Genomic DNA, 12293 nt, shown 5'->3' with positions numbered 1-12293 from the left:
TCAATTCCCCATGGGCCGAGCCGTCATGCCGGACGGTGTCCACCGATCATACGGGGCGAAGCCGCCGATCGGGGGGCCTGTGGCGTACTCCATGCGGCACAGCGTCGCTGATCAGCCCGCCCACGGCCGTGTGAAGGGGGTCAGCCGCGCTTCTCGCCCAGCACGTGCAGCTGGGTGGCCACCGCATGGAAGGCGGGCAGTTCGGCGGCCGCCGCCTCCAGCTTGAGGAGCGCGTCCAAGGCGCCGGGCTCGGTGTCCACCAGGACGCCGGGAACCAGGTCGGCGAAGACCCGCACTCCGTGCACCGCCCCGGCCGTGGCCCCGGCCGCGCCGACGAGCTCGATGAGCTGCTCGGCGGTGAACCGGTGCGGCACCGGGTCGCCGGCTCCCCAGCGGCCGGCCGGGTCGCGGAGCGCGTGGCGCGCCTCGGTGAAGTGCCCGGCCAGCGCCCGGGAGAGCACCGCGCCGCCGATCCCGGCGGCGAGCAGGCTGAGCGCACCCTCGGGCCGCAGCGCGTCGACCGCGTTGCGCACGCCCTCGGCCGGGTCCTCGACGTACTCAAGGACGCCATGGCACAGCACCGCGTCGTAGCCGCCGCGCTCGACCACGTCGAAGAGGCCGAGGATGTCGCCCTGAACGCCCTGCACCCGCTCGGCGGCGCCCGCCTCTGCGGCCCTGCGCTCCAGTGCGAAGAGCGCGTTGGGGCTGGGGTCGACCACCGTGACCCGGTGTCCGAGGGCGGCCAGCGGCACCGCGAAGTTGCCGGAGCCGCCGCCGGTGTCCAGGACGTCCAGGGCCTCCCGCCCGGTCGCCTTGACCTGACGGTCGAGCGCTTCCTTGAGGACCTCCCAGACCACGGCGGTACGGAGGGAGGCGCGGGGGCGCATGGGGTCCGACACGGCAGTTGACTCCTCGGCGCGGTGCCGCCGCGGACGGCGGCGTGGAAGGCGTGGAAAGGGTGAAGACCCGTCCACCCTATTGCCTCCCCGGGCCGCTGCCGATCAGCCGCGGGCCACCCCGGCCGGGCCGCCGCCGTCAGCCGGTCCCCCGTTCCGCCTCCGGCTCGCGGGGCCTGGGCTGGGGCAGCACCGGCTGGAGGACCAGCATCCGCTCGACCAGGCGCAGGAACATCGCCGCGTCACGGAGCAGGTCGTCGGCGTCCCGGGTGGTGGCCGCGCCCTGGATGCCGGCCTCGGCGCGGGCCCGCCGGTGCGCCCCCGAGGCGAACAGGGCGCTCCACTCGGTCAGCTCGGGGGCTATTTCCGGCAGCACTTCCCAGGCGCTGCGGATGCGCTGGCGGCGGCGCGGACTGGTTTCGGGGCGGCCGCGCGCGGCGAGGACGGCGGCCGCGGTGCGCAGGGCGGCCAGGTGGGCCGTCGCGTAGCGCTCGTTGGGGGTGTCGAGGACGGCCGCCTCGTCCAGCCCGCCGCGGGCCTGGGCGAGCAGATCGAGGGCCGCCGGCGGTGCGCCCGCACGGCGCAGCACGGGATGGACGTCGTTCGCGGGACCGCCCGCCGGACCGTTCAGTGAGGGGGCAGGGCTGCTGGCGCGGCGCCGGGATGCGGCTGCTGCGTGGGAGCTGGCCATGACGAACCTCCTGTCGTCGTGTGACGGCACTGTGGCCGTATGTGTCCATCGTGAGGGCCACCACTGACAATCGATCCGGATTGCCCCCTGACCTGCTCCTTTGCCTCGCATTCAGGTTCGGGTTATCTTTTGTACTGACCAGTCAGTTCAATAAAGTGGGGCCGAGTTCCGGCCCCGGGGGACGCGCAGAGCAGGGGGGAATGTGGACAGCCCGCACGCGGACGCGACCGGCGCGGCGATACGCACGGACGGCTTCGGACTCAAGGGGCCGCGCGGCTGGGCGTTCCGGGGGGTCGCCATCGACGCGGCACCCGGCTCGCTCGTCGCGGTCGCGGGACCGTCCGGCTCCGGCCGGACCTCCCTGCTGCTCGCGCTCACCGGCCGGATGAAGCCGGCCGAGGGGCTCGCCGAGGTCGCCGGTTTCCCGCTGCCCCGGAAGATGGCGGCCGTGCGGCGCGTCAGCGCGCTCGGCCACGTGCCCGGCGTCAGCGAGCTCGACCCGGCGTTCACCGTCGCCGAGCACCTGCGCGAGCGGGTGATGCTGCTGCGTCGCTACGACGGTTCGGTGCGGGCGCTGCTGCGTTCGCCCGCCGAGCGCCGGGCCGAGAGCAGGTCCCGTATCGCCGACGCGCTGGCCTCGGCGGGGCTCGACCTCGCCTCGCTGCCCAAGCGCGAGCACACCTCGGTACGCGATCTGGAACGCCTTGAGGCGCTGCGGCTCTCGGTGGCGCTGGCCCTCATCGGGCAGCCCCGGCTGCTGGCGGTCGACGACGCCGACCTGAAGCTGTCGGACGCCGAACGCGTCGCGGCCTGGGCGCTGCTGCGCTCGGTCGCCAACGCGGGCACCACCGTCCTCGCGGTGTGCAGCGAGGCGCCCGCCAAGGCCGACATCACCGTACGGACGACAGAGGCGGCCACCGGGGACGGGGCCACGAACGAGGAGGGGGCGGCGGATGCGTTCGCCACGACTGGCAGCGCTTGAGCTGAAGCGGTTCGGCAGGGGGAAGCTGCCGCGGGCCGCACTCGTCGCGCTGCTCCTGCTGCCGCTGCTGTACGGAGCGCTCTACCTGTGCTCGTTCTGGGACCCGTACAGCCGCCTGGACCGGATCCCGGTGGCGCTGGTCAACGAGGACAAGGGGGCGAGCGCCGCCGGGCAGCAGCTCCACGCGGGCGACGAGATCAGCAAGAAGCTGCTCGACAGCAAGACCTTCGAGTGGCACGAGGTCGGTGCCGCCGAGGCGGGCAAGGGCCTTGAGGACGGCAAGTACTACCTGTCGTTGACGATGCCCGCCGACTTCAGCAAGAGGATCGCGTCCAGCTCCGGTGACTCCCCCGAGACGGGCGCGCTCCAGGTGCGGACCAACGACGCGAACAACTACATCGTGGGTTCGATCTCGCGGACGGTGTTCTCCGAGGTGCGCGCCGCCGCCTCCACCAAGGCGTCGCGGTCGTTCCTCGACAAGATCTTCATCTCGTTCGCCGACCTCCACGACGCGACCGAGAAGGCCGCCAAGGGCGCGGGCGACCTGAAGGACGGCCTTGGCAAGGCCAAGGACGGCTCCAAGAGCCTGGCCGACGGGCTCAAGGACGCCAAGGACGGCAGCGGCAAGCTGGCCGGCGGCATCTCGGCGCTCGACACCGGTGCGGGCACCCTGGCGAGCGGCGCCCAGCAGGTCGCCGACGGCACCCAGCAGATCGCGGACGAGGCCAACGGAGTGGCCGGCAAGGCGCGTCCGTACCTGAAGGACAACGGCAAGACCGTCGCGGACTCGGCGAAGCTCCTCGCCGACTCGATCCAGCCGGTGCGCGACAACCTCGCCGAGATCATCAGGCTGGCCCCGGCCGCCACGGCCGGTACACGCCAGGCCTCGAAGGACCTGGACGCCCTCTACCAGCAGCTCTGCGTGGACACGCTCACTCCGGGGGCGGTCTGCCCGAAGCTGAACGAGGCCAAGAAGGCGATGGCCACCGGCGCGACCCTTACCGAGGACGTCAACAACCTCGTCAAGGACCAGGGTGGTGATTTCAAGAAGCTCAACAAGAGCCTCGGAGACCTCCAGACCCAGGCCCGGGACCTGGCCGCGAAGGCGCCGTCCCTCTCCGGCGACCTGGAGAAGAAGATCGCCGACATCAACAAGCTCAACAAGGGCGCGCACGACGTCGCCAAGGGCGCGGCCGACATCCACGCGGGCCTGGGTACCGCCAGCACGGGTTCCACCGACCTCGACAAGGGTGTCGGCAAGCTGAAGAAGGGCGCGGGCGCCCTGGACGGCGGGATCCTCAAGCTGTCCGACGGCTCCGTCCAGCTCGCGACCGGCCTGCACGACGGCGTCGGGCAGATCCCCGACTACGACAAGCGGGCCCGCGACCAGCGCACCGACGTCATGTCCGACCCGGTCAAGCTGGCCTCGCAGGCGGTCCACAAGGCGCCCAACTACGGCACCGGTTTCGCCCCGTACTTCATCCCGCTCTCCCTGTGGGTGGGCGCGATGGTCGCGTACATGCTGATCCAGCCGCTCAACCGTCGGGCACTGGCCGCCGGCGCGTCCGCCTGGCGCATCGCCTTCGCGGGCTGGCTGCCGGTGGCGGCCGTCGGGGTGCTCCAGATCGCGGCGCTGATGTCGGTCCTGCACTTCGGGCTCGGGCTCGAAATGCAGCGGACCGCGGGGACGCTCGGCTATCTGGCCCTGACCTCCTGCTGCTTCGCGGCGATCGTGCAGTGGCTGAACGCCAAGTTCGGAGCGGCCGGACGCATCCTGGTGCTCGCCGCACTGATGCTCCAGCTGACGTCGGCGGGCGGCACCTACCCGGTCCAGACGAGCCCGGCGTTCTTCAACGCCATCCACCCCTACCTGCCGATGAGTTACGTCGTCGACGGGCTGCGCAGGCTGATCACCGGCGGCGACCTGGGCGTGGTCTGGCAGGGGTGCGCCGTCCTGGCGGCCTTCACCGTGGGCGCCCTCGCGCTCACCGCGCTGTCCGCCCGGCAGAAGCAGGTGTGGTCCCTGGACCGGCTGCACCCCGAGCTGAGCCTGTGAGAATCGACGCCATGGACAGCAGCAGCACCAGACGGCAGGCGACCCGGCAGAAGCTCTACGAAGCGGCCGTGACGCTCATCGCCGAGCAGGGGTTCTCGGCCACCACGGTGGACGAGATCGCGGAGCGCGCCGGCGTCGCGAAGGGCACGGTCTACTACAACTTCAAGAGCAAGACCGAGCTCTTCGAGGAGCTGCTGCGGCACGGCGTGGGCCTGCTGACCGCCTCTTTGCAGGCGGCCGCGGACGAAACCGCCGAGCGGGGTGGCACCAAGGTCGAGGCCCTCGACGCGATGATCCGGGCGGGCCTGGGCTTCATCCACCGCTACCCGGCCTTCACCCAGCTGTACGTCGCCGAGCTGTGGCGCACCAACCGCGCCTGGCAGTCGACCCTTCTGGTGGTGCGCCGGGAGGCGGTGGCCGTGGTCGAGACGGTGTTGCGGGACGCGGTGGCGGCGGGTGAACTCAGCGAGGAGATCGACATTCCGCTGACGGCGGCGGCGCTGGTCGGGATGGTCCTGGTGGCCGCGCTGGACTGGCAGGCCTTCCAGAGCGAGCGCTCTCTTGACGACGTCCACGCGGCGCTGTCAAGGCTGTTGCACGGCCGGGTCAGCGGGCGCTGAGCGCCCGGCGGACAGGGGCGTTCGCCGACCGCGGGCCATCGCGGCGGAGCCGCCCAACGGCACACCCCCGCGCCCCTTCAACAGCTCAGCAACGGTGCACGCAGCACGCCGGGGCGGTGCGGCTCGATCCCCCAGAGTCGCACCGCCCCGGCGCTCCCCCCGTACTCCTCACGTCGGGGGAGCCGCACCGGTTCCGCCGCCCCGTGTCGGCGGTGCCGGCACCGCGCCCCTTCCGCGGCCTCCACTCTCGCCTCCGCGCAGGCCGCGACCCATCCGCGTACCTACTCATCTCGCCTGCTAGGTACGGATACTCAGACGCCCGCGCTCAACCTCAGCCGGAACCGGTCCGGGCTGGTTACGATCGCGTCCGTGTCCGTACTCCCCCTCGTGTTCACCAGCGGCTGGGCGAGCGGGATCAACGCGTACGCGGTGGTCCTGCTGCTCGGCCTCTTCGGCGCCACCGGTCTCACCGACGACGTGCCCACGGCGCTCCAGCGGCCCGATGTCCTGATCGTCGCCGGCGTCCTGTTCCTCTGCGAGGCCGTCGCGGACAAGATCCCGTACGTCGACTCGGTCTGGGACTCGGTCCACACGGTGATCCGGCCGCTCGCGGGCGCGGTGGTCGGGGCCCTGCTCGCCGGGCAGAACGGTTCGCTGCCGCACCTGGCGGCCGGGGCGCTGGGCGGCTCGACCGCGCTGATGAGCCATCTCGTGAAGGCCGGGACGCGGATGGCGGTGAACACCTCGCCCGAGCCGTTCAGCAACATCGCGCTGAGCGTGGCGGAGGACCTGGGCGTCGCCGGGATCATGAGTTTCGCCATCTTCCACCCGCTGGCGGCAGCCGTGATCGCGGGCACGCTGCTGGCCGTCGGCATCCTGACGCTGGTCGTCCTGTGGCGGAAGATCCGCCGCTTCCGGCGCCGCAGGGCGCAGCGCCGGGAGGACAAGCGGCTGGAGGAGAGGCGGCTGGAGGAGAGGCGGCCGGCCGCGACGGGGGTGTCCCGGCCGCCGGACTGAGTTGTCAGTGGCGGCGGATACAGTCGCGGACATGGCACGGATTGCGGTGATCGGCGCCGGTGCGGGCGCCATGGCGGCTGCTGCCCGGCTGGCCGTGGCAGGCCACCGGGTGGTGGTGTACGAGCGCTCGTCGACCTACGGCGGCGCGCTGGGGCGGTATGAGCGGGACGGGTTCGTCTTCGACACCGGCCCCGGTCTGCTGCGGCTGCCCGCGGTCTACCGCGACCTGTTCGTGAAGACCGGCAAGGAGCCGCTGGAGAGCTGTGTGCGGCTCGCCCCGGTGGACCCGGCCTCGCGCCACCTCTTCGCCGACGGTACGGACGTGTCCCTTCCCAACGCCTCGCGCGCGGGCGTGGTTTCCGCGCTGGACGCGGCCCTGGGGGCGGGGGCGGGCGAGCGGTGGGGCGAGTTCCTCGGCCGGGCCAGAGAGGCCTGGGACCGCACCCGCCGGCCCCTCCTGGAGGAGCCGCTGTGGCCCGACTGGCAGGTACTCGCCCGCGATCCCTATCCGGCGCTGAAACACCGCAGGTTGCTGCGTGCGCCCCGCCGGGCGGACACGCTCGGCGAGGTCGCCGCGTGGGAGCTGGGAGGGGGCCGGCTCGGCACGCTCCTGGAGAGCTACGCGCTGGAGTACGGCCTGGATCCGCGCACGGCCCCGGCCTCCGCGGCCGTGCTGCCCTACATGGAGCAGACCTTCGGCAGTTGGTACGTCAGCGGTGGCATGCGCGAGCTGGCGCGCGCGATGTACGAGCGCTGTGTGGCCCGCAGGGTCGAGTTCGTCTTCGACGCCGAGGTGACGGGCGTACGGGAGAAGGACGGCCGGGCCGCGGGTCTTGAGCTCGCCGACGGCACCGTCGTGGCGGCCGACCACGTGGTGTGCGGGGTGGACCCGCGTGCCCTCGAACCGATGCTGCCCGGCCGGGAGTTGTGGGGCGCGGAGCGGGTGCGGCCCTCTGCCGGGGGCGCGCCGAGCCGGTTCACGGTGCTGCTCGCGCTGCGCGGCCACCGCCCGGCGGACGCCGTGCACCGCACGGTGGTCCACTCCCCGGATGCCGCGGGGGCGCACGCCGCGTTCGCCGGATCGCACACCGGAACCCCCACGGTCACGGTGCTGCGTCCCGACGATCCGGCGGTGCGGCCCGACGACGATCACGAGGCGGTGACGCTGACCGCGACGGTCGCACCGCACGGGCCGGTCGACTGGAGCCAGGAGACTCTGGTCAGGCGGTACACGGAGGATCTGATCACGGCCGCCGCACGGGCCGTACCGGACCTGCGGGAGCGGCTGCTGTGGCGCGAGGCGCGCACCCCGGCGCACCTCGCGCGGGCGACCGGCGCCCAGGGCGGCTCGGTGCCCGCGCCCTCGCTGGCCGGAGCCGGGGCCCGGTTCCTGCACCCGTCCAACACCACGGGCCTGCCGGGTCTCCATCTGGCGGGCGGCTGGGCGCACCCCGGCGGCGGGCTCGCGCATTGCGGGATGTCGGGCGCGCTGGTGGCCGGGCTGATCGTGGAGGGAGAGGACTTCCGGGGCTCGCAGTGAGCCCCCGGGCCGACACCGGGCCCGGCTGCCGGACCCGCGCGGCGGTCAGTAGCGGTAGGGCTGTTGCTCGGGGTAGTTGGGCAGGTCGGTGTGGTTCGGGTGGTTCGGCTGGTTCGGGTCGTACGGCTGCTGGACCTGCTGTTGCTGCTCGTACGGGGAGTACAGCTGCGCCCCGTCGCGCTGCTGGGGCACCCACACCCCGCCGGGCGGGGTGTCCGTCCCGTACTGCGCGGTGAGCGGGTCCGGGTAGGACTGCTGGCCGCCGAAGCTGTCGTAGGAGTTGTACGTGCCGTACACCTGGCCGCTGTTGCCGATGTACGGGTCGGAGTAGGCGGCGTACTGCTGCTGCCCGGCGCCCGTGTCGTACTGCGGGGCGTAGGGGTCGGCGTACGGCTGATGCGGGTCGTACGCGGCGTACTGGGGCTGTGCCTCTGCCTGCGCCGTGGGGCTGTAGACGCCGTACTGGCCGGTGTCGTCGGGCAGCGGCTGCGGCTCGTACACGGAGTCGCCGTAGGCGGCGTGGTCGCCGTGATCCAGGGGGGCGCCGTGCAGGGTCTCGCCGTTCGGGTCCGGGGTACCGGCCGCGGCGGCGTCCTCGTACTGGAGGCCCGAGACTTCGAGGACCGGCTCCGGGGCGGGTGCCGACTTCCGGCCCGACCTGCGGCGGCGGCTCGCGCCCGGCCTGCCGCCCAGTGCCCAGCCGGTGGAGAAGCCGCGCCGGAAGGAGAGGGTGACGTACACCTGCCCCACGGCGAAGGCGATCGCACCCAGGATGATCACGACGATCGACGGGATGAGCACGCCGATCACCACGCCGAGGAATCCGGTGAAGGCCAGTACCCGCCAGCGCAGCCGCGCCTTGTACTGGAGCAGCACCTCACCGAGCAGCCACAGCGCGACGATTCCGAACGCGATGTAGAGGACCGTCCAGCCCATGTACGTCCCTCTTCCCCTGACCCGGTTGCGGCTGTCCCCTGGCCGGGTACCGCTTGCCGACTACGCCCGCTGGTGCAGACCGAGATTCTCGTAGATTTCGAGCGTCGCCGTGGAGTTGTTGAGGGTAATGAAGTGCAACCCGGGAACGCCATCGGCGAGCAGCCGCGAACAGAACTCCGTGGCGAACTCGATTCCAATGGAGCGTACAGCGGCCGGATCGTCCTTGACTGCCAGCATCCGGTCCCGCAGCGTCTCGGGGAAGGCCGCGGTGCTGAGTTGGGGCAGTCGTTCCAGTTGCTTCACGCTGGTCACGGGCATGACTTCGGGGATGATCGGGGTCTCGCAGCCGGCCGCCGAGACCCGGTCGCGCAGCCGCGAATAGTTCTCGGGCTCGAAGAACATCTGCGTGATGGCATAGTCCGCGCCCGCACGGCACTTGTCCACGAAGTGCCGGATGTCGGAATCCCAGTCCTGTGACCGCGGATGCATCTCGGGAAAGGCCGCGACGCCGACGCAGAAGTCGCCGGACTCCCTGATGAGCGCGACGAGTTCGGCCGCGTACGTCACGCCCTGGGGGTGTTTGACCCACTCGCCCATCGGGTCGCCCTTGGGGTCGCCGCGCACCGCGAGGATGTTGCGGATTCCGGCGTCGGCGTACTGGCCGACGGTGTGGCGCAGTTCGGCCACCGAGTGCCCGACGGCGGTGAGGTGGGCGACCGGGGTGAGGGTGGTGTCCTCGGTGATCTGCTGGGTGGCCTCCACGGTGCCGGTGCGGGTGGATCCGCCGGCGCCGTAGGTCACGGAGACGAAGTCGGGGGCGACCGCTTCCACCCGGCGCAACGCGTTCCAGAGGTTCCGCTCACCCTTCTCCGTCTTGGGCGCGTAGAACTCGAAGGAGTACGTGGTCTCGCCGGTCGCGAGCATGTCGCGCACGGTGCGTGCGCGATCCGTCCTGGTGGAAGCTGTGCCAAGGGCCATACTCGCAGGTTAGCCAGGGGTGTCCGGTCCCCCAACCAAACCGAGGAAAAAGTCCGTATTGTCGGATTCTTGTCCATCCCTCGGACATCTTCCGGATACATCCGCGTGGCGGGTCCCCCGGTCGAGCCCGGAGCTGCCTAGGCGAGCCGCTCCCTGACGCGCTTGGCGAGGTCGGCGGCGGCCGCGGCGGGGTCGGCGGCCTCGGTGATCGCCCGGACGACGACGACCCGGTCGGCGCCCGCGTCCAGGACCTCCTCCAGGTTGCCCGCGTCGATCCCGCCGATCGCGAACCAGGGCCGGTCGGTGCCGAGCGACGCGGTGTGACGCACCAGGTCGAGACCCGGCGCGTGGCGGCCCGGCTTGGTGGGGGTGGGCCAGCAGGGGCCCGTGCAGAAGTAGTCCACGCCGGGCTCGGCGGCGGCCGCGGCGGCCTCCGACTCGGCGTGCGTGGAGCGGCCGATCAGCACCTGCTCGCCCAGGATCGCCCGCGCGGCGGGCACCGGCAGATCGCCCTGGCCCAGGTGCAGCACGTCCGCGCCGACGGCGTGCGCCACGTCGGCCCGGTCGTTCACGGCGAGCAGCTTGCCGTGCCGTCGGCAGGCCTCCGCGAAGACGGCCAGATGGTCCAGCTCCTCGGCGGCCTCCATGCCCTTGTCCCGCAGCTGCACGATGTCCACGCCGGAGGCGAGGACGGCGTCCAGGAACTCGGGCAGGTCACCCTGGCGCTTGCGCGCGTCCACGCACAGGTAGAGCCGGGCGTCGGCGAGCTGCTCACGGGCCGTGGGCATGGAAGGTCCCCCGTTGTGTTCGTGTTCGGCCGCGGTGCGGTGACGGCCCGGTTCGGAACCGGACCGTACACCGCGGCTCGTCGAGGCTGTTCGGTGGGCTCGTTCGGATCAGAGGGCGAGCGCCTGGGCGCGGCGCTTCACCTCCGTGCCGCGATTCTCACTGAGCGCCTGCGCGGGGGTGCCGGGCAGGGTCGGGTCGGGGGTGAAGAGCCACTCCAGCATTTCTTCGTCGGAGAAGCCGTCGTCCCGCAGGAGGGTCAGGGTGCCGGTGAGGCCCTTGACCACCTTGTCGGTGTCGATGAAGGCGGCCGGCACCTGGAGCGTGCGGTTCTCACCGCGGCGTACGGCGATGAGCTGGCCCTCCTTGACCAGCTGCCGTACACGCGTCACCTCCACGTCCAGCATCTCCGCGATGTCGGGGAGGTGGAGCCAGGCGGGGACGAGAGCATCAATCTTTGCGTCAATCTCGGTCACGGTCCAAGCGTGCCACCTCCCACTGACAGTCGGTACCGGGGTGGTCCCTCGGGGGCCGTGCCCGGTCCCTCCGGGTGACTCCCGTCCGCCCTTTGCCTGCGGGGGCGCGCCGCCCCCGGGCCCCCGCTACCCCCGGGTCGCCGATTTCAACGGCACCGACGGGTCCGACACCTTCGTCCGGTCCAGCGGCTCCGCCGACTCGATCAACTTGCGGCCCTGGGCCAGGTCCCTCGGGCGGCCCACCGCCAGGACGGCCACCAGGGCCCCGTCCCGGAGCCAGCAGACCGACCACGGGGCCGTTGCCGGGTCACCGCGCCAGACCAGGTCGTCGGTGTCGGTGTGGTGGCCCGCGTACTGGACGAAGCGGCCGAACTGCTCGGACCAGAAGTACGGGACCGGGTCGTAGTCGGCGGGCGCCTCGCCCACGATGTCGGCGGCGACCGTGCGCGGGCCCTGCAACGCGTTGTCCCAGTGGTGGACGAGCAGCCGCTCGCCGAAGCGGGCCGAGGGGAACGAGGCGCAGTCGCCCACCGCGTACACATCGGGCAGCGAGGTGCGCAGCCGGGCGTCCGCGGTGATCGCGCCCTCGGGGCCGAGCGCGATGTCCGAGCCGGCCAGCCAGCCGGTCGCGGGGCGGGCGCCGATGCCGATGACCACCGCGTCGGCCGGCAGCCTGCGGCCGTCGGCGAGCAGGACCTCGCCCGGCATGACCGCCCGGACCCGGGCGCCGGTCAGGAGTTCGGCCCCGGCGTCGGTGTACCAGACGGCCATGGGCGCGGCGACCTCGGCGGGGAGCACCCCGGCCAGGGGGCGGTCGGCGGCCTCCACGACGGTGACCGCGCAGCCCGCCTCACGCGCGGCGGTCGCGAACTCCGCACCGATCCACCCGGCGCCCACGACGACGATCCGGTGCCGCTGATCGAGGACCGGGCGCAACCGGCGCGCGTCGTCCAGCGTGCGCAGCAGGTGGACGCCGGGGACGCCTCCGCTGCCGGGCAGGGTCAGGGGTTCGGCGCCGGTGGCGATGACCAGGGTGTCGTAGGCGACCTCGCCCGCCTCCGTCACCACGCGGTGCTCGGCGGGGCGCACCCCGGTGACTTCGAGCCCGAGCCGCAACTCCACGTCGAGCGCCTCGAAGTCCACCTCGAAGGCCGAGCCCTCGGCCTTGCCGAGCAGCACCGCCTTGGAGAGCGGGGGCCGGTCGTAGGGCTGGTGGGGTTCGGCGCCGATGAGGGTGATGGCTCCGGGGAAGCCCTGTTCGCGCAGGGCCACCGCGGTCTGCACGCCGGCCATGCCCGCGCCGACGACGACCACG

At 72.5% G+C, this 12293-nt stretch carries 12 protein-coding genes; 5 read left to right on the top strand and 7 right to left on the bottom strand.

Translation table 11 applies throughout. The features are described from left to right. Window positions 1–140: 140 nt before the first annotated feature. The gene (locus OG522_RS27210) at window positions 141–899 is read right to left on the bottom strand and encodes a class I SAM-dependent methyltransferase (protein WP_329465633.1); all 759 of its coding nucleotides are present in this window, start codon (window positions 897–899) and stop codon (window positions 141–143) included. A gap of 136 nt (window positions 900–1035) precedes the next feature. Beyond that, on the bottom strand, window positions 1036–1587 hold the full coding sequence (locus OG522_RS27205; protein WP_329465632.1) for an SAV_6107 family HEPN domain-containing protein: 552 nt from the start codon (window positions 1585–1587) through the stop codon (window positions 1036–1038). Between the two features lie 202 nt (window positions 1588–1789). On the opposite strand from OG522_RS27205, the gene OG522_RS27200 reads away from it, so the two are divergent. From OG522_RS27200 to OG522_RS27180, 5 genes are all read left to right on the top strand, one after another. Next, window positions 1790–2569 carry an ATP-binding cassette domain-containing protein gene (locus tag OG522_RS27200; protein ID WP_329465631.1) on the top strand — a complete coding sequence of 260 codons (780 nt, stop codon included), beginning with the start codon at window positions 1790–1792 and terminating at the stop codon, window positions 2567–2569. Next, a complete protein-coding gene (locus OG522_RS27195) occupies window positions 2541–4625 on the top strand; it encodes a YhgE/Pip domain-containing protein (protein ID WP_329465630.1) in 2085 nt (694 codons plus the stop codon). Before OG522_RS27200 ends, OG522_RS27195 begins: the two co-directional genes overlap by 29 nt. An 11-nt stretch (window positions 4626–4636) precedes the next feature. After that, complete coding sequence (locus OG522_RS27190) at window positions 4637–5245, top strand: TetR/AcrR family transcriptional regulator (protein WP_329465629.1); 609 nt, start codon at window positions 4637–4639, stop codon at window positions 5243–5245. A 369-nt stretch (window positions 5246–5614) separates the two neighbouring features. Then, entirely contained in the window at window positions 5615–6262 is a 648-nt protein-coding gene (locus OG522_RS27185) for a DUF4126 domain-containing protein (RefSeq protein ID WP_329465628.1), read from the top strand. Window positions 6263–6293: 31 nt separating this feature from the next. Beyond that, window positions 6294–7802 carry a phytoene desaturase family protein gene (locus tag OG522_RS27180; protein WP_329465627.1) on the top strand — a complete coding sequence of 503 codons (1509 nt, stop codon included), beginning with the start codon at window positions 6294–6296 and terminating at the stop codon, window positions 7800–7802. A gap of 45 nt (window positions 7803–7847) precedes the next feature. Here the strand turns inward: OG522_RS27180 and OG522_RS27175 are convergent, their stop codons facing one another. From OG522_RS27175 to OG522_RS27155, 5 genes are all read right to left on the bottom strand, one after another. Beyond that, a complete protein-coding gene (locus OG522_RS27175; RefSeq protein WP_329465626.1) occupies window positions 7848–8738 on the bottom strand; it encodes a hypothetical protein in 891 nt (296 codons plus the stop codon). A gap of 60 nt (window positions 8739–8798) precedes the next feature. Continuing rightward, the gene (gene metF, locus OG522_RS27170) at window positions 8799–9716 is read right to left on the bottom strand and encodes a methylenetetrahydrofolate reductase [NAD(P)H] (protein ID WP_329465625.1); all 918 of its coding nucleotides are present in this window, start codon (window positions 9714–9716) and stop codon (window positions 8799–8801) included. A 137-nt stretch (window positions 9717–9853) separates the two neighbouring features. Continuing rightward, window positions 9854–10504 (bottom strand): thiamine phosphate synthase, encoded by a 651-nt coding sequence (thiE, locus tag OG522_RS27165; protein WP_329465624.1) that lies wholly within the window; start codon window positions 10502–10504, stop codon window positions 9854–9856. 108 nt (window positions 10505–10612) lie between these two features. Beyond that, on the bottom strand, window positions 10613–10978 hold the full coding sequence (locus OG522_RS27160; RefSeq protein WP_329465623.1) for an Rv2175c family DNA-binding protein: 366 nt from the start codon (window positions 10976–10978) through the stop codon (window positions 10613–10615). Window positions 10979–11104: 126 nt separating this feature from the next. Next, window positions 11105–12271 (bottom strand): NAD(P)/FAD-dependent oxidoreductase, encoded by a 1167-nt coding sequence (locus tag OG522_RS27155; protein WP_329467754.1) that lies wholly within the window; start codon window positions 12269–12271, stop codon window positions 11105–11107. Window positions 12272–12293: the final 22 nt, after the last annotated feature.

Source organism: Streptomyces sp. NBC_01431, assembly GCF_036231355.1.
Lineage (GTDB): Bacteria > Actinomycetota > Actinomycetes > Streptomycetales > Streptomycetaceae > Streptomyces.
The sequence above is the reverse complement of the archived record's forward strand: the minus strand, read 5'-3'. Positions and strand labels throughout refer to the sequence as shown.